24 protein-coding genes and 1 tRNA gene are annotated in these 22,840 nt (G+C 67.4%); 9 read left to right on the top strand and 16 right to left on the bottom strand.

Annotated features, from left to right (window positions below; translation table 11 throughout):
• Positions 1–693, top strand: coding sequence for a mammalian cell entry protein (locus ACZY1G_RS09090; RefSeq protein ID WP_463822178.1), 693 nt, complete (start codon positions 1–3; stop codon positions 691–693).
• Positions 693–1,187: a mammalian cell entry protein gene (locus ACZY1G_RS09085; protein WP_463822177.1), complete on the top strand. Its 495-nt coding sequence runs from the start codon at positions 693–695 to the stop codon at positions 1,185–1,187. The genes ACZY1G_RS09090 and ACZY1G_RS09085 overlap by 1 nt, the downstream gene beginning before the upstream one ends.
• Here the strand turns inward: ACZY1G_RS09085 and ACZY1G_RS09080 are convergent.
• Positions 1,174–2,652: an alpha,alpha-trehalose-phosphate synthase (UDP-forming) gene (locus ACZY1G_RS09080; protein WP_463822176.1), complete on the bottom strand. Its 1,479-nt coding sequence runs from the start codon at positions 2,650–2,652 to the stop codon at positions 1,174–1,176. The two genes, ACZY1G_RS09085 and ACZY1G_RS09080, sit on opposite strands and share 14 nt — an antisense overlap.
• Positions 2,652–2,816, bottom strand: coding sequence for a hypothetical protein (locus ACZY1G_RS09075; RefSeq protein WP_172835593.1), 165 nt, complete (start codon positions 2,814–2,816; stop codon positions 2,652–2,654). The genes ACZY1G_RS09080 and ACZY1G_RS09075 overlap by 1 nt, the downstream gene beginning before the upstream one ends.
• Before the next feature lie 109 nt (positions 2,817–2,925).
• On the opposite strand from ACZY1G_RS09075, the gene ACZY1G_RS09070 reads away from it, so the two are divergent.
• Entirely contained in the window at positions 2,926–3,756 is an 831-nt protein-coding gene (locus ACZY1G_RS09070; RefSeq protein ID WP_463814939.1) for an SDR family oxidoreductase, read from the top strand.
• On the opposite strand, the gene ACZY1G_RS09065 is transcribed toward ACZY1G_RS09070, so the two are convergent.
• The 4 genes from ACZY1G_RS09065 to ACZY1G_RS09050 form a co-directional block, all read right to left on the bottom strand.
• Complete coding sequence (locus ACZY1G_RS09065) at positions 3,753–4,880, bottom strand: XdhC family protein (RefSeq protein WP_463822175.1); 1,128 nt, start codon at positions 4,878–4,880, stop codon at positions 3,753–3,755. The genes ACZY1G_RS09070 and ACZY1G_RS09065 overlap by 4 nt on opposite strands.
• A gap of 29 nt (positions 4,881–4,909) precedes the next feature.
• Entirely contained in the window at positions 4,910–6,880 is a 1,971-nt protein-coding gene (locus ACZY1G_RS09060) for a DUF4185 domain-containing protein (RefSeq protein ID WP_463822174.1), read from the bottom strand.
• Between the two features lie 193 nt (positions 6,881–7,073).
• Positions 7,074–7,148 (bottom strand) — tRNA-Thr (locus ACZY1G_RS09055).
• A gap of 28 nt (positions 7,149–7,176) precedes the next feature.
• Positions 7,177–7,911 (bottom strand): MlaD family protein, encoded by a 735-nt coding sequence (locus ACZY1G_RS09050; protein WP_463814942.1) that lies wholly within the window; start codon positions 7,909–7,911, stop codon positions 7,177–7,179.
• A gap of 94 nt (positions 7,912–8,005) precedes the next feature.
• Between ACZY1G_RS09050 and ACZY1G_RS09045 the strand changes: the two genes are divergently transcribed.
• Both ACZY1G_RS09045 and ACZY1G_RS09040 read left to right on the top strand, forming a co-directional pair.
• Positions 8,006–8,722 (top strand): response regulator transcription factor, encoded by a 717-nt coding sequence (locus ACZY1G_RS09045; protein WP_463814943.1) that lies wholly within the window; start codon positions 8,006–8,008, stop codon positions 8,720–8,722.
• Positions 8,700–10,202, top strand: coding sequence for a sensor histidine kinase (locus ACZY1G_RS09040; RefSeq protein WP_463814944.1), 1,503 nt, complete (start codon positions 8,700–8,702; stop codon positions 10,200–10,202). The genes ACZY1G_RS09045 and ACZY1G_RS09040 overlap by 23 nt, the downstream gene beginning before the upstream one ends.
• On the opposite strand, the gene ACZY1G_RS09035 is transcribed toward ACZY1G_RS09040, so the two are convergent.
• A complete protein-coding gene (locus tag ACZY1G_RS09035) occupies positions 10,195–10,599 on the bottom strand; it encodes an HIT family protein (protein ID WP_463814945.1) in 405 nt (134 codons plus the stop codon). The two genes, ACZY1G_RS09040 and ACZY1G_RS09035, sit on opposite strands and share 8 nt — an antisense overlap.
• A gap of 28 nt (positions 10,600–10,627) precedes the next feature.
• On the opposite strand from ACZY1G_RS09035, the gene ACZY1G_RS09030 reads away from it, so the two are divergent.
• Entirely contained in the window at positions 10,628–12,289 is a 1,662-nt protein-coding gene (locus ACZY1G_RS09030; RefSeq protein WP_463822173.1) for a long-chain-fatty-acid--CoA ligase, read from the top strand.
• Here ACZY1G_RS09030 and ACZY1G_RS09025 read toward each other — a convergent pair.
• The 9 genes from ACZY1G_RS09025 to ACZY1G_RS08985 form a co-directional block, all read right to left on the bottom strand.
• Positions 12,279–13,136, bottom strand: a complete 858-nt coding sequence (locus ACZY1G_RS09025; RefSeq protein WP_463822172.1) for an SDR family NAD(P)-dependent oxidoreductase — start codon at positions 13,134–13,136, stop codon at positions 12,279–12,281. The genes ACZY1G_RS09030 and ACZY1G_RS09025 overlap by 11 nt on opposite strands.
• A 1-nt stretch (position 13,137) precedes the next feature.
• On the bottom strand, positions 13,138–13,572 hold the full coding sequence (locus ACZY1G_RS09020; protein WP_463814948.1) for a nuclear transport factor 2 family protein: 435 nt from the start codon (positions 13,570–13,572) through the stop codon (positions 13,138–13,140).
• Positions 13,573–13,578: 6 nt separating this feature from the next.
• Positions 13,579–14,712 carry an NDMA-dependent alcohol dehydrogenase gene (locus tag ACZY1G_RS09015; protein ID WP_221351469.1) on the bottom strand — a complete coding sequence of 378 codons (1,134 nt, stop codon included), beginning with the start codon at positions 14,710–14,712 and terminating at the stop codon, positions 13,579–13,581.
• Positions 14,713–14,805: 93 nt separating this feature from the next.
• Entirely contained in the window at positions 14,806–15,345 is a 540-nt protein-coding gene (locus ACZY1G_RS09010; protein WP_463814949.1) for a nuclear transport factor 2-like protein, read from the bottom strand.
• A 2-nt stretch (positions 15,346–15,347) separates the two neighbouring features.
• Positions 15,348–15,557 carry a ferredoxin gene (locus ACZY1G_RS09005; protein ID WP_463814950.1) on the bottom strand — a complete coding sequence of 70 codons (210 nt, stop codon included), beginning with the start codon at positions 15,555–15,557 and terminating at the stop codon, positions 15,348–15,350.
• Positions 15,558–15,561: 4 nt separating this feature from the next.
• A complete protein-coding gene (locus ACZY1G_RS09000) occupies positions 15,562–16,917 on the bottom strand; it encodes a cytochrome P450 (RefSeq protein WP_463822240.1) in 1,356 nt (451 codons plus the stop codon).
• A 2-nt stretch (positions 16,918–16,919) separates the two neighbouring features.
• Positions 16,920–17,741, bottom strand: coding sequence for an SDR family oxidoreductase (locus ACZY1G_RS08995; protein WP_463814952.1), 822 nt, complete (start codon positions 17,739–17,741; stop codon positions 16,920–16,922).
• A complete protein-coding gene (locus tag ACZY1G_RS08990) occupies positions 17,741–18,949 on the bottom strand; it encodes a cytochrome P450 (RefSeq protein ID WP_463814953.1) in 1,209 nt (402 codons plus the stop codon). The genes ACZY1G_RS08995 and ACZY1G_RS08990 overlap by 1 nt, the downstream gene beginning before the upstream one ends.
• A complete protein-coding gene (locus ACZY1G_RS08985) occupies positions 18,946–19,542 on the bottom strand; it encodes a TetR family transcriptional regulator (RefSeq protein ID WP_463814954.1) in 597 nt (198 codons plus the stop codon). The genes ACZY1G_RS08990 and ACZY1G_RS08985 overlap by 4 nt, the downstream gene beginning before the upstream one ends.
• 174 nt (positions 19,543–19,716) lie before the next feature.
• Between ACZY1G_RS08985 and ACZY1G_RS08980 the strand changes: the two genes are divergently transcribed.
• From ACZY1G_RS08980 to ACZY1G_RS08970, 3 genes are read left to right on the top strand one after another with little or no spacing between them, the layout of a single operon-like run.
• The gene (locus tag ACZY1G_RS08980; RefSeq protein ID WP_463814955.1) at positions 19,717–21,183 is read left to right on the top strand and encodes an aldehyde dehydrogenase; all 1,467 of its coding nucleotides are present in this window, start codon (positions 19,717–19,719) and stop codon (positions 21,181–21,183) included.
• 34 nt (positions 21,184–21,217) lie between these two features.
• On the top strand, positions 21,218–21,982 hold the full coding sequence (locus ACZY1G_RS08975) for an SDR family oxidoreductase (RefSeq protein ID WP_463814956.1): 765 nt from the start codon (positions 21,218–21,220) through the stop codon (positions 21,980–21,982).
• Positions 21,979–22,839: an NAD(P)-dependent oxidoreductase gene (locus ACZY1G_RS08970; protein ID WP_463822171.1), complete on the top strand. Its 861-nt coding sequence runs from the start codon at positions 21,979–21,981 to the stop codon at positions 22,837–22,839. Before ACZY1G_RS08975 ends, ACZY1G_RS08970 begins: the two co-directional genes overlap by 4 nt.
• Position 22,840: the final 1 nt, after the last annotated feature.

Raw genomic sequence — 22,840 nt, 5'->3', positions numbered from 1 at the left:
TTGGTAGAAGCTAGCCCGCGTGAAGCGAGCCGGCCCCCGCGGCGTCGCGCCTCCCGCGCCGCCGGGCCGGCCTCCGGTGCCGAACCGGAGTCCTTGGCGGTTGTGCTCGACGCCCCCGGCACCACCACGGTCCGTCGTCCGGGCTCGGCGTCCGCGGCGCCGCCGCCACGTCGCCGGGCCAATCGTGGCCTCGTCGCGCTGGTGTCCCTGCTGACCCTGCTCGTGTTAGCGGGTGCGCTGGGTGGTGGGGTGGCGTGGATGCTGCACCAGCAGCGGGCCCAAGAGGCCCAGCTGGCCCGCGACCAACGGTTCGTCGACACGGCTTCGCAGTTGGTGGTCAACATGTTCAGCTACACGCAGGACGACATCGACGACAGTGTGAACCGCTTCGTCAACGGCACGAGCGGACCGCTGCGCGACATGCTCAGCCAGGGCGACAACGTCGACAACCTCAAGGCCATCTTCCGCGACACCAACGCCAGCTCCGAGGCGGTGATCAACGGCGCCGCACTCGAGAAGGTCGACCAAGTCAGCGGTAACGCCGCGGTGCTGGTGTCCGCTCGCGTGACGGTGACCGACGTCGACGGCACCAACAAGCCGTCGCAGCCCTACCGCATGCGGGTGATCGTGCACGAGGACGACAACGGGCACATGACGGGCTACGACCTCAAATACCCCGACGGCGGCAACTGATGGGTAAGTGGACCGCGCGGCTGCTGGCCGCCGTCGGCGTGCTGTTGTCACTCGGCGTGGTGGCGCTCGGTGGCGTCGGCGGCTGGCTGTACTGGGACCGGGTGCAGTTGCAGGGCGAGCAGGCGGCGCGCGACGAGCTGGCTCCGCTTGCCCAGCAACAGATTCCCCAGGTCTTCGGTTACGACTACCAGACGGTCGAGGGCAGCCTGGGCAAGGTGTACCCCCTGCTGACGCCCAACTACCGCCGCGAGTTCGAGGACCGTGCGGCCAAGGACATCATCCCGCAGGCACGGGACCGCCAGCTGGTCAGCCAGGCGAACGTGGTGGGCGTGGGAGTGCTGGAGGCGCAACGTAATTCGGCGTCAGTGATGGTCTACATGAACCGCACGGTGACCGACAAGTCCCGCCAGCCCATCTACGACGGCAGCCGCCTACGTGTCGACTATCAGAAGATCGACGGCAAGTGGCTGATCAACTACATCACGCCGATTTAGAGTCGGCCAGCGCGTCGAGGAAGGCCCGCGCCCAGCGGTCCACGTCGTGGGCCAGCACCTGCCGACGCAGCGCCCGCATCCTGCGCCGACCCTCCTCCGGGGTCTGTGTCAGCGCCGCCTCGATGGCATCCTTGACGCCTTCCAGGTGGTGCGGGTTGGTCAGATAGGCCTGTCGTAATTCGGCTGCGGCACCGGTGAATTCGCTCAACACCAGGGCTCCGCCGAGATCGCTGCGGCACGCCACGTACTCCTTGGCCACCAGGTTCATGCCGTCGCGCAGCGGGGTCACCAGCATGACGTCGGCGGCGGCGTAGAACGCGACCAGGTCTTCCCGGGGCACGGGGCGATGCAGGTAGTGCAGCACCGGGTGTCCGACCTGTCCGTATTCGCCGTTGACGTGGCCGACCTGGCGCTCGATGTCCTCCCGCATCGCGATGTAGCTCTCCACCCGCTCGCGGCTCGGCGTGGCCAGCTGCACCAGGACGGTGTCGTTCGGGTCGATGCGGCCCTCGTCGAGCAGCTCGGAGAACGCCCGCAGCCGCACGTCGATCCCCTTGGTGTAGTCCAGCCGGTCGACGCCGAGCAGCACCTTGCGCGGGTTACCGAGTTCGGCGCGAATCTCTCTGGCGCGCTGTCGGATTCGGCGGGTGCGCGCCTGCTGATCGAGATCGCCGGAGTCGATCGAGATCGGGAACGCGCCGACCTTGACGGTGCGGAAGCCCACGAACACCTCGCCGAAGCGGGAGCGGACGCCGACGTTGCCGCGCGAGGTGTTGGCGCCCACCAGCCTGCGCGACAGGATCAGGAAGTTCTGCGCACCGCCGGGCAGGTGGAACCCGACGAGGTCGGCACCGAGAAGACCTTCGATGATCTCGGTGCGCCAGGGCATCTGCATGAACAGTTCGACCGGCGGGAAGGGGATGTGCAGGAAGAAACCGATGGTCAGGTCGGGCCGCAGCATGCGCAGCATCTTCGGGACAAGCTGCAGCTGATAGTCCTGCACCCACACCGTGGCACCCTCGGCCGCGATCCGTGCGGTCGCCTCGGCGAAGCGGCGGTTGACCTCGACGTAGCGGTCCCACCACTGCCGGTGGTAGATCGGTTTGACGATGACGTCGTGATACAGCGGCCACAGGGTCGCGTTCGAGAACCCCTCGTAGTATTCGGCGACGTCGTCGGCGGACAGCCGTACCGGAACCAACGTCATGCCGTCCTGCTCGATGGGTTCATCGAAGCTGTCCGGGTCGTCGGCCTCCTCGGGAACGCCGGGCCACCCGATCCAGGCGCCGCTGCGCTTACGCAGAAGCGGCTCGAGCGCAGTCACCAGTCCGCCCGGGCTGCGCTTGTATTCCGTGGAACCGTCGGGCCGGCGGACGATGTCGATGGGGAGGCGGTTCGCGACGACGACGAAATCGGCCGACGCGGCCGGGCCCGAGCGGTCCTCTACGCCGCCCGGAGCAGGCATTACGCGTCGAGCTTTGCCGGTCCGATACCGAGCATCGACAGGAACACCCGGCATTCGTCGGCGTCGGTGGCGTAGGCGGCGACCACGCGTCGCGCCTGGCGCTCGGTGCTGTCGGCGATGGGCTCGACGTCGCCGATCTCGGCAGGGTCAGGTTTGGCAGGCATGGCACAACTCTAGCCAATGGCGGGGCCGGGAGCCGAAACCCGTTCGTGGCGGCCCCGGTGGCGTATAACTAGAACACGTTCTCGTTTTGATGTGGTGAAAGGTGCATGGATGCAGCTCTCTGATGCGATGCTCTCGGGCCGAACGGTGCTGGTCACCGGCGGGGGGAGCGGGATCGGTAAGGGAGTGGCCGCAGCGGTCGTGGCGGCAGGCGGCAACGCGATGTTGATGGGCCGCAATGCGGACAAGCTGGCTGCGGCAGTCGAGGAGATCGGCGGCGCGGTGCGCTACGAGCCCGGCGACGTCACCAACGAGGACGAGGTGGCCCGCACGATCGATGCGGCGACGGCGTGGACGGGTCGGCTCGACGGCGTGGTGCACTGCGCCGGCGGCAGCGACACGATCGGCCCGATCACCCAGCTCGACTCCGAGGCCTGGCGGCGGCTGGTCGACCTCAACATCAACGGCACCTTCTACGTGCTCAAGCACTCGGCACGGGCGATGGTGCGCGGCGGCGGGGGATCGTTCGTCGGCATCTCTTCGATCGCGGCGAGCAACACCCACCGCTGGTTCGGTGCTTACGGCGTGTCCAAGGCGGGGGTGGATCACCTGATGCAGCTGGCCGCCGACGAGCTCGGCCCCTCGCTGGTGCGGGTGAACTGCATCCGGCCGGGCCTGATCCGCACGGACCTGGTGGCGGCGATCTTCATGTCGCCAGAGGTGAGCGGCGACTACGCGGCAGCCACGCCGCTGCCGCGTCCCGGTGAGGCCGAGGACGTCGCCAATGCGGCGGTGTTCCTGCTCAGCGATGCGTCCAGCTACATCACCGGACAGCTGATCAATGTCGACGGCGGCATGATGCTGCGCCGCGGGCCAGACTTCTCGGCGATGCTCGAACCGGTCTTCGGTGCCGACGGTCTGCGCGGCGTCGTACCGGACTAGTTGCCCTGGTCGTGGTGGATGCGGCCGCGCGTCTCGGTCAGAGGCCGGCCCCCACCGCCCCATCGGGAGGCGATGATCTCCGCGGCGATCGACACCGCCGTCTCCTCGGGGGTACGGGCACCGAGATCGAGCCCGATGGGGCTGGACAGTCGGCTCAAGTCGTCGTCGGTCAGACCCGCGTCCCGCAGGCGGCGCGTCCGATCCTCGTGGGTGCGCCGCGATCCCATCACGCCGACGTAGCCGATCTCGGGCAGCCGCAACGCCACCTCGAGCGCCGGGACATCGAACTTCGCATCGTGGGTGAGCACGCAGATAGCGGTCCGCGCGTCGAGGGCGCCGCGCTCGGCCTCGCTGGCGAGGTAGCGGTGCGGCCAGTCGACCACCACGTCGTCGGCCGCGGGAAACCTTGCCGCGGTGGCGAATACGGGCCGGGCATCGCAGACGGTGACCCGGTAGCCCAGCAGGGTTGCCTGGGCGGCGAGTGCGGTGGCGAAGTCGATGGCCCCGACGATGATCATCCGCGGCCGAGGCGCGTGACTGGCGACGAAGACCGCCATCCCGGTCTCTTGCCGCTGCCCGTCCGGTCCGTAGCTCAGAACGGCCGAGCGGCCCGCGGCCAGCAGGCCTCTGGCGTCGTCGACGATCGCGTCGTCGGCGCGCTCGGAACCCACTGAGCCGTCGGCGAATTCAGGCCCGACGACGATCCGTCGCCCGTGGTGCAGCGGGTCGGGATGATCGATGACGGTGGCCACCGCCACCGCGCGGTGAGCGGCGATGTCGTCAGCGACGGCCTGCAACTGTGGAAACGACTGGCGCGACACCGGTTCGGTGAAGACATCGATGATGCCTCCGCAGGTCAACCCCACAGCGAACGCCTCGTCGTCGCTGACGCCGTACCGCTGCAACTGCGCGCGGCCGCTCGCCATGACGTCACCGGCCACGTCGTAGACCGCAGATTCGACGCAGCCGCCCGAGACGGAGCCGGCGACGGCGCCGTCGGGGGTCACCACCATGGCCGCGCCGGGCGGACGTGGTGCGGAGTTCATCGTGCGGACGACCGTCGACAGGCCTGCGGTACCGCCGGCACGCCAGACGGTCAGCAACTCGTCGAGCACGTCGCGCACGTGCGAAGTCTATGCCCGCCGCGGACTCGCTACACCTTGGTCAGATCGGTGTGCATCAGCATCACGTTGTAGCTCGACCAGAGCGAGAGGTTGAAGTACAGATCCGATCCGGTGCCCAATGTGGACGGAGACCAGGGGTGCAGCATCGGTGCGTAGATGCCGCCGGACTGCTGGCTCATCAGGACGGTGGCATCCGACCAGGCGCCCTCGGGGGTGTCCGCGGTCCGCATGACGATGCTGTTGTTCTGGTCGCCGTACAGCACGATGTACTTGTCCAGGTAGTCGTTGTACTGCACCGACATTTCGCTGACCGTGTAGCCGGGTTTGGTGAAACCCAGGAAACCGCCCGACTTTCCGATGATCGCCGTCGCTGCAGACGGGTTTCCCTTCACCCAGCTGGCGGGCGTGGTGCCCAGCCAGCTCTTCGAGGCGGCCTTGTAGTACTCGTACTTCGAGGGATCGAGGATGTTCTCGGGCGCCACACGCGACAGGTACGCCGCGCCCTGACGGCCGTTCGGTGTGCCATACGCGTAGATGAGGCCATCGTCGCCCTTGACGAAGGCCGACTGCTGAAAGTTCTTGTTGCCGCTGAGGAACGAGTTGTATCGAATGCTCTTCGGGTCGATCGTGAAGTTCTCGCCGTTGTCCGTCGAGTAGCCCATCGCCGAGTAGTTGGTGGTCCACTTACCCGACGAACCCCACTTGCTGACCGACATGTAGCTGACGTACTGGATAGTGCCGTACGGCGTGTCCTTGGTGACTGGCACGTTGACCGAGATACCCGCGGTCGGGATCATCGTCACCGAACTCGGCAACCACTTCTCGGGATTGATGATCGGGCGTGCGTTCACCGGACCGTCCAGCGGTGCACCGCCGAAGTAGTTGCCGGTGAACCATTCTCCGTTGGGGATCGTGATGCCGTCGCTCAGATTGGTGTCCGAGCTGCGGAACAGCGTGTTGAAGATGTGCCGGCCCGTCATGTTGGGCCCGCTGAAGGTGTCGCCGACGGCGATCAGCACCTGGTGCTCGTTGTACGGGGTGGTCGGGTCGTCGACCATGCCGTTGTCCCACATGGTGCCGACGTCGGTGCCCCACACGCTGAACCGGTCGACGGTGTTCGCCTTCAGCGGATCGCCGTAGGAGTAGCCGCCGGTCACCCAGCTGACGAAGTTGGTCGACGGGCTGACCTGAGGGTTCAGCCACGGCGAGTACGGCGTGACCGCGGCGGCAGCCAGCGGGGCGGCCTGCGGGGTGTCGGTGGTCAGGCTCGAGGTGGCGACGCGGGTGGTGCGTGCGGCCGACACCGTCTCGAGCTCGCGCCGTGCCACCGACAGCAGTGCGAACAGGAACGGGGGCGGTGCCGTCTGGCCCTGGCCGGCGTCAGCCTTCTGGTGCGCCCAGTCGACCATGCTGCGGGCAACTTCGACGACAGCCTTGACGACTGGTCTGTCGATCGGCCGGTCGATCTGCTGTGCGGGCACGGCGGTGTCCGGTGCCGGGCGCAGCAGCGTCGACCGCAACGAGATGCGCGGCGGTTCGGCCGGATCGGGGGAGACGACCTGGGTGCGTCGCGCGGACCGCGACGGCGCCTTGTCCGTGTCGGCGGTCGCAGGAGTTGACGCCGACGAGTCGGGGGTGGCCCCGGGGGTGCTGTCCGCCTTCTTCCAGGTCGGCCTCGTCGTGCGCTTCGTGGTCGGCTTCGTGGTCGGTTGTGTCGTCGTCACCGAATCGGCGGGATCGGCCGTGTCGGATGCGTCCGTCTTGTCGGGCTTGCCGAACCGCCGTGGCTTGTCGGCGCGGTCGGATCTCGGGGTGGTGCGGGCCTTGGGGCCCGCCGCGGTCGAGGGCTTCTCGGTCGACGACGGGGACGACGAAGCCGACGAGGACGTCGAGGCCGAGGCGGTGTCATCGGCCCACGCCTGCCCCGCGAACACCGCCGACCCGATGCCCAGGGCGACGGCCAAGGCGCCGACACGGCCGATATACGCTGCGGAACTCAACAGAAAACCCCTTTGGAAACCGGTCTCTCGTCCCCCGACGTAGCGCCATTCAATCGCATCTCACAGGAGTCGGCCAGCAAAAGGGCGTAAAGGCCCCGATATCGTTTCGCGACTGTGATCGTTGGCTTTTCCGGAGTCATGCCGCGACGCTGCAAACCCGGTTGGCGAGACGGCGGTCGTTCACCGCCCGTCATGGAGCCCCCTGTCAGGATTGAACTGACGACCTACGCTTTACAAGAGCGTTGCTCTACCGCTGAGCTAAGGAGGCGTGGAAGGTCAGCTTAACGGCTGTGCCCTCACTCTTCGACATCGATCACCCGCTGCGGCGTCGCCGGTCGCGCGATGAATCGGGCACGCGGGCGGCGTCCCGGCAGAGGGATGCGGTCGGCGATGTTGCTCAGCGGGTTCACCACCTGACTCAGCACGATCACGGCCTCACGCAACGCCTCGATCGTCGGCTCCAGCGCTTCCAGACCCGGGGTCAACCGGTTCAATGTGTCCGCAACCGTCGCGAGCTGCTCGAGTGGGCCGTTGCGGGCGGTGAGGGTGTCCACGACGCCGCCTTCGGCGAACAGACGTTCGGCCACCCCGTCCTCGGCGAGCAGTCTGTCCACCAGCCCGTCCTCGGCGAGCAGTTGATCGACCAGTCCGCCGGGCTCGATGGCACGCATCAGCCCGCTGTTGTCCTCGGTCAGCCGCTCCAACGCGCCACCGGGGGCCGTCAGCCTGTCGATGACGCCGCCGGGCTGCAACAGGCGGTCCAGGGCCCCGCCCGGCGCCAGCGCCCGGCCCAGCGGCTGGTCCTCGTCCATCAGGCGTGCGAGCCGGTTGGCCCGCTCCACGGCATCCTGGACGCCGATCATCGCCGCGAAGGAGGTCGGCGGCTGGCGGACACCACTTCCGGGCTCACCGAGCGCCTTGCGCGCGATGCCGAGGCCACCGCTGGCCATCCCGAGCCCGGCATCGGCCACGGCCAGACCCACCCGTGCCGGCGTCAATGCGAGATCGCTGAGGGATCTGCCGAGGTTCATGCGCTCAGTGTAGGAACAGCGCAAGAATGAACTCACAGGAACCACACAGCGAGCGTGCAGCACTTTTCCAATCCAGGGGTTGAAACTGAGGACCATGGCCATGCCAGTGCAGGAAAGCGTCCCCGAAGCTCGGATCCTCGTGGTCGATGACGAGACCAACATCGTCGAGCTGCTGTCAGTGAGCTTGAAGTTCCAGGGCTTCGAGGTGCACACGGCATCCAACGGTCCGGCCGCCCTCGACCTCGCACGCGAGATGCGCCCCGACGCCATCATCCTGGACGTGATGATGCCCGGTATGGACGGGTTCGGGCTGCTGCGCAGGCTGCGCGCCGATGGGATCGAGGCCCCGGCGCTGTTCCTGACCGCACGCGACTCCTTGCAGGACAAGATCGCCGGACTCACCCTCGGCGGCGACGACTACGTGACCAAGCCGTTCAGCCTCGAAGAGGTGGTGGCCCGGTTGCGGGTGATCCTGCGCCGTGCGGGTGGCGGCGTGCAGGAGCCGCGCACCTCACGGCTCAAGTTCGCCGACATCGAGCTCGACGAGGACACCCACGAAGTGTGGAAAGCCGGCGAGCCGGTGTCGCTCTCGCCCACGGAATTCACCCTGCTGCGGTACTTCATCATCAACGCCGGCACCGTGCTGTCGAAGCCGAAGATCCTCGACCACGTCTGGCGCTACGACTTCGGTGGCGACGTCAACGTCGTCGAGTCCTACGTGTCCTATCTCCGCCGCAAGATCGACACCGGGGACAAGCGTCTGCTGCACACCCTGAGGGGTGTGGGGTATGTACTTCGCGAACCCCGGTGACAATGGGGATGTGCCCCACATCAGACGCGGGATTCCGCTTCGGGTAGGACTGGTCGCAGCGACGTTGCTGCTGGTCGGCTGTGGTTTGCTTGCCTCGGGTATCGCGGTGACGACGATCATGCACCACACGCTGATCAACCGCGTCGACGACACGTTGCGCGACGCCTCCCGGGGCTGGGCCCAGGTGCCCAGACAGTCACCCGCCGATCCGGAGGACCAGGGCCCTAACACCGGCAGGCCGCCGTCGGACTACTACGTGCGGGTCATCGAACCCGGCGGCAGCGCCTGGGTCGCAGTCAACGACAGCGATGCCGAACCCGCCTTGCCCGCTGACAACGACGTCGGACCCGATCCGGTCACGGTCGGAAGCAAAGCTGACTCTCCGGTCGAATGGCGCGCGATGACGGTGCCCGGAGCCGACGGTGAGCTCACCACCGTCGCGATCGACCTGTCCGACGTGAAGTCCACGACCCGGGCCCTGGTCGCCGCGCAGATGGGCATCGGCGTCGCGGTGCTGATCGTGCTCGGCATCGCCGGGTACGCCGTCGTGCACCGAAGCCTGCGTCCCCTCGCCGAGGTCGAGCAGACCGCCGCCGCCATCGCCGCGGGCCAGCTGGACCGCCGCGTTCCCGAGCGCGACCCCCGCACCGAGGTCGGGCGGCTCTCCCTGGCGCTCAACGGCATGCTCGCCCAGATCCAACGGGCATTGGCGTCCTCGGAGTCGTCGGCGGACCAGGCCCGCGAATCCGAGGAACGCATGCGCCGGTTCATCACCGACGCCAGCCACGAACTGCGGACCCCGCTGACGACGATCCGTGGCTTCGCCGAGCTGTATCGCCAGGGCGCGGCCCGTGACGTCGAGATGCTGATGGGCCGCATCGAAAGTGAATCGCGGCGGATGGGCCTGCTGGTCGAAGACCTGCTGCTGCTGGCACGACTCGACGCGCAGAGGCCGTTGGAGCAGCGCCGGGTCGACCTCCTCGCCCTGGCCAGCGACGCCGTGCACGACGCGCAGTCGATCGCGCCGCGCCGGCCGATCCGCATGGAAGTGTTCGACGGCCCGGGGACCCCCGAGGTTCTCGGCGACGAGGCGCGACTGCGTCAGGTGCTGTCCAATCTGGTCGCCAACGCCCTGCAGCACACTCCCGAAACGGCCGCGGTGACCGTGCGGGTCGGCACCGAGGGGGACTCCGCGGTCCTCGAGGTGCGCGACCAGGGCCCGGGGATGAGCGTCGAGGACGCCCAGCGGGTGTTCGAACGCTTCTATCGCGCCGACTCGTCGCGGGCCCGCGCCAGCGGCGGCACGGGCCTCGGGTTGTCGATCGTCGATTCGCTGGTCTATGCCCACGGCGGCACAGTAGGGGTGACCACCGCGCCGGGGCAGGGCTGCGCGTTCCGAGTGAGCCTGCCGCGGATCGCGGAGGCTGCCGAGGTCACCGAGGGCACGGTGCCCGCCTCGGTGGACGTCCCGATCAGCTGAGTTCGGCCAGCGCCGCCTTGATGCGGCGCTGCGCCTCGTCGAGCGACTCCGGCGACGGATCGTTGTCCACGTTCGCGAAGCCGAAGTCCGCGAGGTCCCGTGCGGGGAAGACGTGCACGTGCAGATGCGGCACCTCGAGACCGGCGATGATGACGCCGGAGCGCTCGGTGTCGAACGCTGTGCACACCGCCTTGCCGATCAGCTGGCAGACTTCCATCACGCGGGCGAACACGGGCGCGTCGATGTCCTGCCAGTTGTCGATCTCCGCGCGCGGTACCACCAGCGTGTGTCCCTGCGTCATCGGCTGAATCGTCAGGAACGCCACCACCTCGTCGTCTTCGTAGACGAATCGGCCCGGCAGCTCGCCGTTGATGATCTTGGTGAAGACGGTCGCCATGGCACCGAGCATTCCATAGCCTGGCCAGATGCTGGGTTTGATGCAGGACCGACCATTGCTGATCTCGTCGCTGATCGACTACGCCGCGGCGTTCCACGGGGACGCGGAGATCGTGTCGCATGTGCCCGAGGGCCCCAAGGGCACTGTGCGCCGCTCCTCGTGGCGCGAAGTCGGCGAGGTGTCCAAGCAGGTGGCCAACGCGCTGACCGAGTGGGGCATCGACGCCGGGGACCGGGTTGCCACGCTCGCCTGGAACAGCGACCGCCATCTCGCGCTGTACTTCGGTGTCTCGGGTTCCGGCGCGGTGATGCACACCGTCAACCCGCGGCTGTTCCGTGAGCAGATCGTCTACATCATCAACCATGCCGAGGATCGAATCCTGTTCTTCGACACCACGTTCGCGTCGCTGGTCGCCGACATCGCACCCGAGCTGACCACCGTGACCGCATACGTAGCGATGACCGACCGGGACCACATGCCCGAGGTGCCCGGATTGCCCGACGGTGCGCTGCTGTGCTGGCAGGACGTCATCGGGCGCCAGTCCACGCATTACCACTGGCCGGAGTTCGACGAGCGTAGCGCGTCGTCGCTGTGCTACACCTCCGGTACCACCGGCAATCCGAAAGGTGTTCTCTACTCCCACCGTTCGACGATGCTGCACACCCTGATGGCCGCGGCGCGCGACGCCAACGACGTGCACAGCGGGTCGGTGATCCTGCTCGTGGTGCCGATGTTCCACGCCAACGCGTGGGGTACCCCCTACACCGCGGCGATGGTGGGTGCCAAGCTGGTGTTGCCCGGCCCCCACCTCGACGGTGAATCGGTGTACCAGTTGATGAAAGCCGAAGGGGTGAACCAATCCCAGGGCGTTCCGACGGTGTGGATGATGCTGTTCTCCTACCTCGACGCCCACCCCGAGATCGACCCGCACGAACTCGGGCTGCGTATCGCGGGCACGGGCGGCGCGGCGTTGCCGCTGTCGATGATCGAGCGGTTCGACAGGGACTTCGGTGCGCAGGCCATGCAGGGCTGGGGCATGACCGAGACCTCCCCGTTGTGCGTCATCGGCCGGCTGCTGCCCAAGCACGAAGGGCTCCCGCAGGCCGAGAAGAACCAGATCCTGTTGAAACAGGGGCGCGGGATCTGCGGTGTCGAGTTGAAGATCGTCGACGACGATGGCAACCGATTGCCCTGGGACGGTAAGGCTTTCGGTGAAGTGTGGCTGCGCGGTCCGTGGATCGCCAGCGGCTACTACCGGGGCGAGGGCGGGGAGAAGCTCGATGCCGAGGGGTTCTTCCCGACCGGCGACGTGGCGACCATCGACCCCGACGGCTATCTGCAGCTGGTCGACCGCGCCAAGGACGTGATCAAGTCCGGCGGCGAGTGGGTCAGCTCGATCGACCTGGAGAACGCCGCGCTCGGCCACCCGGCGGTCGCGGAGGCCGCGGTGATCGGGGTTCCGCACCCGAAATGGCAGGAGCGGCCACTGCTGGTGGCCGTGCTGCGCGAGGGCCACAGCGCAACCCGGGAAGACATCCTCGACTACCTTGCCGACGAGGTCGCCAAGTGGTGGCTGCCCGACGATGTGGTGTTCGTCGACGAGCTGCCCCACACCGCGACGGGCAAGATCCTCAAACTCGAGCTGCGAAAGCAGTATCGCGACCACGAGCTGCCCGGCGTCAGCTCCTGACCTGCTCCGAGACTTTCCGGGCGATCTCCGCTATCGCCCACGGCGGCGCGTCGTGGTGGTCGCGGTACGCCACGATCTGCGGCGTGGGCCGGCCGAAGCGACCGACGAAACCGCCTGCGGCGATGAAGATCTGGCCTGTGATGTCGGCGGCCAGGTCGCTCACCAGGTAGGCGTAGGTGGGGGCGGCGTACTCCGGCGGCGCAGCATCCAGTGCTCCGGCCATGCTGATGTCGTCGAGCAGCCCACGCCTGTTGAGCTCGGTGATGTGCGCCTCGTAGTCGGGGCCGCTGGAGAGCCGGGTCTTGGCTCCCGGGCACACCACATTGGCGCGCACCCCGTGTTCGGCGAGCTCTGCGGCGATGGCCAGCGTCAGGCCGTTCACCGCCCCCTTGCCGGCCGGATAGCCGGTGCCCCCGTAGTCGCCGAGGAATGCGAACGATCCCGTGGTGACGATCGCCCCGGAGCGCTGCCGGACCATCAGCGGTGCGGCGGCCCGGCACGTGTGGAAGACCGTGCCGAGGTGGGCGTCCATCAGATCCCGGAACTGCGAGGCGGTCACGGACAGGATCGACGATCCGGCCGGCTCCGCCGTGCCGGCGCAGTTGACCAGGATGTCGATGCGGCCGAATTCCCGTACGCACTCGCCGATCAACGCGTTCGCGGTCGCGGGATCCGCGGGCGAGCCCGCGAAACCGACGGCGCCGGGGATGCTGCGTGCGGCCTCGTCGACGGCAGCAGGATCCCGGCCGTTGACGACAAGACCGGCGCCGAGTTCGGACAGAAGCGCAGCGACGGCTCGCCCGATGCCGCGCGTGCCGCCGACGACGACGGCAGCGCGGCCGGACAACTCAGCGCTGATGCGTGGTTCCCGCTTCGGTGAACGTCATCGCGTCCATGTTCCAGTAGCCGCGCAGGTTGGTGATCAGACCGGCGTCGTCGACCCGGTAGGTGAACGCGCCGCGGACCGTCGCGACGAACCCGTTGGGAAACGTGGTCTCCAGCACCAGGATGTACGCGATCTCGCGGGGACTGCTGGACGGGAACGTCTCCTCGCAGGTGACGCGGAGCCGGTTGGGCCCGATGTTCGCGTCGAAGAACGCGGCCACCGCCTCCTTGCCGCGCACCCCGGTGCCGTCGGGGTTGGTGACGGCCTCCCCGATCGGGTCCTCGATCACGATGTCGTCGGACATCAGGGCCAGCCACCCGTCGCGGTCACCGCTTTGCACGCAGCGCCACGACGCCTGCGACGCGGCGACCACCGGTGCCAGCGCTGTCTCGGTCATGGTGGCCTACCGGTCGGCGTCGGTGTAGCGGATCACGCCGCGGATGTTCCTGCCCTCGAGCATGTCCCGATAGCCGTCGTTGATCTGCTCGAGCTTGTACTGGCGGGTCACCATGTCGTCGAGGTTCAGCCGGCCGGCCTTGTACATCGACAGCAGCTGCGGGATGTCGAAGTGCGGGTTACCGCCGCCGAAGATGGTGCCCTGCAGGTTCTTCTGCAGCAGGGTGAGCATGGACAGGTTCAGCGTGACGTCGGAGCTGGCCATGTTGGCGACCGCGGTGACGACGCAGGTGCCGCCCTTGGCGGTGATGTTGAGGTAGTTGTCGATCTCTTCGCCCTTGAGCTCACCGGTGGTGATGATCGTCTTCGACGCCATCCGGCCCTGCGTGGTCTCGGCGACGCCCATCATCGCGGCGCCGATGTCCGGGTAGGCGTGCGTGGCGCCGAACTTGAGCGCCTGGTCGCGCTTCCACTCGACGGGGTCGATCGCGAAGATGTTGCGGGCGCCCGCGTTCAGCGCGCCCTGCAGGGCGCCCATGCCGACACCGCCGATACCGGCGATCACGACGTCGTCGCCGGGGCGCACGTTCGCGCTGCGCACGGCAGAGCCGTACCCGGTGGTGACACCGCAGCCCACGAGGCAGGCCACCTCGAACGGGATCGACGGGTCGATCTTCACCACCGAGCTCTTGTGGACGACCATGTACGGGCTGAACGTGCCCAGCAGCGTCATCGGGATGACGGGCGTGCCGTCCTTGACCGCATGGATGCGGTGGGTGTTGTCCGAGACCGCGGTGCCCTGCAGCAGCATCGCCCCCAGGTCGCAGAGGTTGCGCATGCCCGCCTGACAGGAGGGGCAGGAGCCGCAGGAGGGGATGAAGGACAGCACCACGTGGTCGCCCGGCTCGAGGCCCTCGACGCCCGGCCCGACCTCGGTGACGATGCCGGCGCCCTCGTGTCCGCCGAGCACCGGGAAGCCCGCCATCGGGATGTCACCGGTGACCAGGTGATGGTCCGAGTGGCACATGCCCGAGGCTTCCATCTGGATCTTGACCTCGTCCTTGACGGGGTCGCCGATCTCGATCTCCTCGATCGACCAGGGCTGGTTGAACTCCCAGATCAGAGCGCCTTTGGTCTTCATATCTCCTGCTTTCGACGAGTGCTCGTGCAATCCAGACTAGAGGCTCTAGTTAGCCACATCACACCGCCCCCAAGCAACCGCTTGGTGGTGTGCTCACCAGATCGGGACAGGTGCCTCGCCGATCGGGTAATACCCGGGGAGTTTCTCTCCGGCGAGGGAGCGCTCGATGCGTTTCTGCATCGTGGGCGTGAGGTCGCCGGACTCGATCAGCTTCATGAAGGCCTTCTGCACGTGCCCGAAGTCGAAGAAGTCCCGCTGCCACTCGATCAGCAGCTGATCGTTGAGCCGGAACCAGCTGCCGCCGATGCCGTAGATCTCGTCACTCGAGCCATCGCTCTTGTGGGCGATCTGCTTCCAGAACCCGACGATCTCGTTCTGCTTGTCGTCGATGAGCACCTTCTGGTACTCGTACACCCAGTTCTCCAGGCCTTCCATCTCCAGACCCAGTGCCACGTCCCGGATTTCGTCCTTGTTGACGCACATGACGTCTTCCTTGGGGCCGATGTTCCAGCCGTATGTGGCGTCGGTGGTGTAGAACTCGGCCAGCGGCTTCCAGTCGCCGGCGGCCTCGGCGGCGCGGTTGGCGTCCAGCCAGCGCTGCACCCAGTCTTCCAGTTGTTCGCGGGACGCCATCGTCACTCCTCTAGGTCGGTAATGGAAAGGGCTCGGGTAGGGCACATCTCGACGGCCAGCTCCACGGCATCGCGCAGCTCGTCGGGGGGGTGGGCATCGAGGACCTCGACCACGCCGCGTTTGGGGACCCGGAACACATCCGGTGCCTCCAGCTCGCACATCGCGTGCCCCTGGCACAGGTCTTCGTCGAGTTCTATCCGGTAGCAACCCACGGGTTCAGGCCTTCTCGACTCGCCTGCGATAGCGCACCGTCGCCGGGCGGGCCAATTGCACCACCATTTTCGAATGGTCGTTGCGGTAACTCTCGGGTGGCTGCGCCATCTCGAACTCGTACTCGCGCAACAGGACCGAGAAGATCGCCTTGATCTGCATCTGGGCGAAGGCGGCGCCGACACAGCGATGCTTGCCGGCCCCGAACGGGATCCACGTCCACCGATTGATCAGGTCTTCCTGGCGCGGCTTGTCGTACCGGTCGGGATCGAAGTCGTCGGGGTTCGGGAAGTCCTCGGCGATGCGGTTCGAGATGGCGGGGGAGGCGGCGACCATCTGTCCCTTGTGGATCGGATGGCCGGCCACCTCGAACTCGTCCTGAGCCACCCGCATCAGGATGATCAGCGGAGGATGCAGCCGCAGTGTCTCCTTGAGCGCGTTGTCGATCTTCGGAATCTGGCGCAGCGCATGGAAACTCACCTCCTGGCCATCGGCGTAGAGGTCGTCGAGCTCCTGCTGCACCTGCGCGTAGTACTCGGGGTGACGCAGCAGCTCGATCAGGGTCCAACTCGAGGTGCCCGAGCTGGTGTGGTGGCCGGCGAACATCAGCGAGATGAACATGCCGGTCACCTCGTTGGCCGAGAACCGGGGATTGCCTTCCTCGTCCTTGATCGAGACCAGCACGTCGAGCAGGTCGCGGTCGCTCTTGTCGGTCGGTGGGTTGGCGATGCGTCCGGTCATGACCTCCTGCACCAGATCGACCAGGCTGGCCCGCGCCTCGTCGCGGATGCGGAAACTCTCGATCGGCAGATACGGGTCGACGTAGCAGAGCGGATCGGTGCCGCGCTCCAGAAGGTGGTAGTAGTTCGCGAACCGCGAGTCGAGCTGGTTGCGGAACTTGAGACCGATCAGGCACGCCGTCGAGGTGTAGATGGTCAGCTCAGCGAAGAAGTCGAGCAGGTCGATCTCGCCGTCGTCGCCCCAGTTCTCGATCATCCGGCGGACTTCGTTCTCGATCGTCGCGGCGTGGCCCTTCATCTGCTCGCCACGTAACGCGGTGTTGTGCAACATCTCCGCCCGCCGTTCCGGGTCGGCGTCGAACACGACGCCCTCACCGAAGATCGGGGTCATGAACGGGTAGGCCTCGGCCTGGTTCAGCTCGCTGTCGCTGGACCGGAAGAAGAACTCGTTGGCCTCGGCGCCGGAGAGCATGACGACCTGCTTGCCGGCGAGCTGGAACCAGCCGACGTCACCGCACTCGTCGCGCAGCCGCTGCATCAGGCCGATCGGATCGGTACGGAACTCCTCGAGGTGGCCGTGCTCCTCTTCGCCCCCCGAGACGCGGGGGACCGCCGTGGTCATGGTCATGCGAGGTTCTCCTCGTTGAGCGTGAGCCGCTGGCGGTCCTTCGCCTGGGCCAGCGGCGCTTCCGGCTGCAGCTCCATGTTCGCGATGAAACCGCCGCGCGGTGTCTCGGCGACGAACGTGATGGCGCGTGCGAGATCAGCGGCGCGCAGGAAGTAGTCGTGGCGGGCCTGCCCCCACTTGGCCCAGTCCTCCAGTGCCGGCCCGATCAGCTCGGCCGGCAGGCTCCAGCCCATCGACGTCTTCGTCGGTCCCGGATGCACGATGGACGCGCGCACCCCGGTGCCCTCGAGCTCCATCTGGTAGTTCGTCACCATCGCGACCAACGCTGCCTTGGCCGCGCCGTAGGCTCCCATGTGCGGCCGTTGCCGCAGCGCGACATCGGATCCCACGAAGATGAGATCACCGCGTTGGCGCTCCAGCATGCCCGGCAGCACCGCGGCGGCCACCCGGTTGGCGCCGATCAGGTGAATCTGCACCTGCGACTCGAACTGCTCGGTGCTGATCGAGTCGAGCTTGCCGAAGTAGGTGTCACCCGCACCGGCCACCAACACCTCGATGTCGCCGAGCTCGGACGTCGTCTGCTCGACACAGGCCTTCACCGAATCGGGATCGGTGACATCGAGATGGACCGCGATCGCTTCACCACCGTCGGCGCGGATCTGGCCGACGATCTCCTCGAGCTTTTCTACCCGGCGGGCACCGAGCGCCACGGGGAAGCCGCGCGAGGCCAGGTCGACGGCCGTGGCGGCGCCGATACCGGAGGACGCGCCGGCGACGAGCGCCGGTCTGCGGGCGGGCAGAGGTTCGAAACGGGGCATCAGCGCACTTTCACGTCGATGGGCAGGTGGGCGAACCCGCGAACGTTGCTCGAGTGGACGCGGACGGCGTTGTCCTCGTCCACCTCGAAGCCGCGGATTCTGGCGAACAGCTCGGTCAAGGCGACACGGGCCTCCATGCGTGCCAGGTGGGCACCCAGGCAGAAGTGCGCACCGCTGCCGAAACTCATGAGCTTGGAACCGATTTCGCGGCCGATGACGAAATCGTCGGGCCTGTCGAACACGCGCTCGTCGCGGTGTGCCGAGCCGGGCAGGAGCAGCACGATGTCACCGTCGGGAATCACGGTGTCGTGGAGCGTGAGCTCGCCGTCGACGGTGCGGGCCAGGATCTGGCTGGAGGTGTCGAACCGCAGTGTCTCTTCGACCCACAGGGCCACCCTGCTCAGGTCGGCGTAGACGGGCTCCAACTGATCGGGATTGCGATGCCCCCAGAACGCCGCATTGGCAAGCAGTTTGGTGGTGGTCTCGTTGCCGGCGATGACCATCAGGAACATGAACCCGAGGATCTCGTCGTCGGTGAGGCGATCCCCGTCGATCTCGGCTTCCAGGAGTGCCGAGGTCAGATCGTTGGTGAGTTCCCGGCGCCGCTGGGCGACCATGTCCTGGTAGTAGACGATCAGATTCAGCGATGCCTCGATCGCCGCCGGCGGCACATCCGTCACGCCCTCGTCGCGGTGCATGACCCCGTCGGCCCACGCCCGCACCTGCGCGCGGTCGGCCTCGGGGACACCCATCAATTCGGAGATCACGTCCATCGGCAGCTTGCCGGCGAACTCGTCGACGTAGTCGACCGTCTCACCAGCGGCGGCCTTTTCGAGCATCGTGTCCAGGTGGCGCACCGCGATCTCGGTGACGCGGGGTTCGAGTTCACGAATCCGGCGCGGCGTGAAGCCTTTCGAGACCAGCGTGCGCAGCCGCAGATGGGCGGGATCGTCCATGGCGAGGAACGACATGGTCTTCGACGCATGCGGACCGCGTGACGCCGGATCCAACGAGACGCCGAACTTGTTGGACAGCGATGTGCTGTTGCGGAATCCGGTCAGCACGTCCTGGTGGCGTGACAGCGCCCAGAACCCCAGCTCGTCGTTGCGGTAGAGCGGCGCCTCGTCGCGCAGGCGACGGTAGTAGGGGTACGGGTCCTCGTGGAACGCGTAGTCGTAGGGGTCGAGCAGGATCTCGCTGGTCGTCATGACTCGTCTCCGACGATGAGGCCCACCACGTAACTCAGGCGATCGGCAATCTGGTGATAGGTGAAGGCGCCGCTGCCGGCGTTGACCAGCGCGCCGAAGAACGTCATCTCCAGTGCGGCCAGCGTGCGGGGGTCTGCATCGGGGCCGACGGCGGAGCGGATGCGGCGGTGGATCTCGGCGCCGATACGGTCCCGGACCGCGCGGACCGCGGGATCGCCGCCCGACAGCAGGGCGGTGGTGCAGGCGGCCGCCACCTCGGGCTCGTCGGCGACGGTCAACGCCATGGCGCGCAACGTCTTCTCGACCCGGACCGCGGTCCGGTCGTTGACGTCGGTGAAGGACTCCACCTGGCGGACCAGGTCGAGATAGATCTCCGCGATCAGATGGTTCTTCGACGAGAAGTACGTGTACGCCGTGGCCGGGGCCACCTTCGCGCGTGCAGCTACTGCCCGCACGGTCAGCTCCGCGTACGAGGACTCCCGCAGCATGACCAGCCCGGCGTCGAGCACCTTGCGGAAGGTCTCCTCCTGTCGCCGGTTGCGGCGGGGAGTCCGGTCCGCGGTCGTGATTGCGGTGACGGCATCGCTGGACACATGTCCAACGTATCGGAATCCTGTCCGCACAGGCAAGTGATCGATGAAATTACCTGATAGAAGCCAGAATCGACGCGGACAGCCAGCGCGTCCTTGCCTGCTGCCGAGCGCAACGCTATGGTGCGTCGGAGGGCTTTGTCAGACAGCTGTCCAGAAAGCAGACAGGGAGTGCGGATGGGTATCTCGGCCGACCGTGAGAGCAGGCTGCTGATCGATGGTGCACTCGTCGCCGGCGGTGCCGGCGTCTTCCCGACGGTCAATCCCGCCACCGAAGAGGTTCTCGGCGTGGCCGCCGACGCCACGGCCGATGACATGGGAGCCGCGATCGCTGCTGCCCGGCGTGCGTTCGACGAGACCGGCTGGTCGACAGACACCGACCTGCGTGTGCGGTGCCTGCGTCAATTGCAGCAGGCCATGCGCGAGCACATCGACGAGTTGCGCGAGCTGACGATCACCGAAGTCGGTGCTCCCCGCATGCTCACCGCCGCGGCCCAGCTCGAGGGTCCCGTGGAGGACCTCAGCTTCTGCGCCGACACCGCCGAGTCCTACTCCTGGACAACGGATCTCGGTATCGCGGCACCCATGGGCATCAAGACCAGGCGCACCGTCGCGCGCGAGGCCGTCGGCGTCGTCGGCGCGGTCACGCCGTGGAACTTTCCGCACCAGATCAACCTGGCCAAGGTCGGCCCGGCGCTGGCCGCGGGAAACACGTTGGTGCTCAAGCCCGCTCCCGACACCCCCTGGGCCGCCGCGATCCTCGGTGAACTGATCACCGAGCACACCGACTTCCCGGCGGGAGTCATCAACATCGTCACCTCCAGCGACCACGGCGTCGGCGCGCTGCTGTCCCGTGACCCCCGCGTGGACATGGTGTCGTTCACCGGCTCCACCGCGACCGGGCGCGCGGTGATGTCCGACAGCGCTGCGACGCTGAAGAAGGTGTTCCTCGAACTCGGTGGCAAGTCGGCATTCCTGGTCCTCGACGACGCCGACCTGGCCGGCGCGTGCTCGATGGCGGCGTTCACCGCGTCCATGCACGCCGGCCAGGGCTGCGCGATCACCACCCGGCTCGTGGTCCCGCGCGACCGGTACGACGAGGCGGTCGAGGCCGCGGCGGCCACCATGGGTGGACTCAAGCCCGGCGACCCGAACAAGTCCAGCACCATCTGTGGTCCGGTGATCTCCGAACGCCAACGCGACCGGGTGCAGGGCTATCTGGACGCGGCGATCGCCGAGGGCGGCCGATTCGCCTGCGGCGGTGGACGTCCCGCGGACCGCGACGTCGGCTACTTCATCGAGCCGACGGTGATCGCCGGATTGGACAACACTGCGACGGTGGCGCGCGAGGAGATCTTCGGCCCGGTGCTCACCGTCATCGCTCACGACGGTGACGACGACGCCGTGCGCATCGCCAACGACTCGCCCTACGGGCTCTCCGGCACGGTCTTCTCCGGAGACGAGGACCGTGCCGCCGCCATCGCCGCGCGGATGCGCGTGGGCACCGTCAACGTCAACGGCGGGGTCTGGTACTCGGCCGACATGCCGTTCGGCGGCTACAAGCAGTCCGGTATCGGCCGGGAGATGGGGCTCGCCGGTTTCGAGGAGTACCTCGAGACCAAGGCGATCGCCACCGCGGTCTGAGCAGCGAATCGAAGAGAAAACGGAGGGCGTGCGCATGGGTCTTTACGGAGATCAGTTCCAGGACAAGGTCGCGATCGTCACGGGTGCCGGCGGCGGCATCGGCCAGGCATATGCGGAGGCGCTGGCCCGCGAAGGTGCGGCGGTGGTGGTCGCAGACATCAACACCGAGGGCGCACAGAAGGTCGCCGACGGCATCGCCGGAGAGGGTGGCAACGCGCTGGCGGTGCGCGTCGACGTATCCGATCCGGAATCGGCGAAAGAGATGGCGGCACAGACGCTGTCGCACTTCGGCGGCATCGACTACCTGGTCAACAACGCCGCGATCTTCGGCGGCATGAAGCTGGACTTCCTGGTCACCGTCGACCCGGAGTACTACCGCAAGTTCATGAGCGTGAACCTCGACGGCGCGCTGTGGTGCACCCGGGCGGTGTACCGCAAGATGGCCAAGCGCGGCGGTGGTGCGATCGTCAACCAGTCATCGACTGCCGCATGGCTGTACGCGAACTTCTACGGGCTGGCGAAGGTGGGCGTCAACGGTCTGACCCAACAGCTGTCCCGCGAGCTGGGTGGGCAGAACATCCGCATCAACGCGATCGCGCCCGGCCCGATCGACACCGAGGCCAACCGCACCACCACGCCGCAGGAGATGGTCGCCGACATCGTCAAGAACATCCCGCTGTCCAGGATGGGCCAGCCCGACGACCTCGTCGGCATGTGTCTGTTCTTGCTGTCGGATCAGGCGAAGTGGATCACCGGACAGATCTTCAACGTCGACGGCGGACAGATCATCCGCTCATGACCGAACCTTCGCTGGGCTACATCGGCCTGGGCAATCAGGGTGCGCCCATGGCTCAGCGGCTGGTCGGCTGGCCCGGCGGGCTCACCGTGTACGACGTGCGGGCCGAGGCGATGGCACCCTTCGCCGAGAGGGGCGCCACCACCGCCGACGACATCGCGGGTGTGGCGCAGACCGACGTCATCAGCGTCACGGTCCTGACCGACGCGCAGGTCCGTCACGTCGTCGCTGAGCTCGCCGATCACGCGCGCCCCGGGACCGTCATCGCGATCCACTCGACGATCGAACCCGACACCGCTCCCGAGCTGGCGGAGAAACTGCGCGACAGGCAGATTCGTATCGTCGACGCACCGGTCAGCGGCGGTGCCGCGGCTGCGGCCAGCGGCGAACTGGCGGTGATGGTGGGCGCCGACGACACCTCCTACGAGATCGTCAAGCCCGTCTTCAAGCGGTGGGCGTCGATGGTGGTCCGCGCAGGTGAACCCGGCGCGGGCACGCGGATGAAGGTGGCCCGCAACATGCTGACGTTCGTCGGGTTCGCGGCCGCATTCGAAGCGCAGAGGCTCGCCGAGGCGGCCGGAATCGATCTGCAGAAGCTGGGCCGGGTGGTCCGGCACAGTGACGCGCAGAGCGGGGGCCCGGGCGCGATCATGGTCCGCGACGATCTCGGCCCGCTGCCCGCCGACCACTGGCTCCACGACATGTTCGTCCACACCCGCGGGCTCGCCGACAAGGACCTGCGGCTGGCGCTCAAGATGGGCGATGCTGTCGGCGTGGACCTCCCGATGGCACAGATCGCCCTGCGTGACATGGCGGCCGGTTTGGGCCTGCCGCAACCGAATTCGACAGCACAGGAGTGAC

This window comes from Mycobacterium sp. IDUB_5, assembly GCF_055419565.1.
The sequence above is the reverse complement of the archived record's forward strand: the minus strand, read 5'-3'. Positions and strand labels throughout refer to the sequence as shown.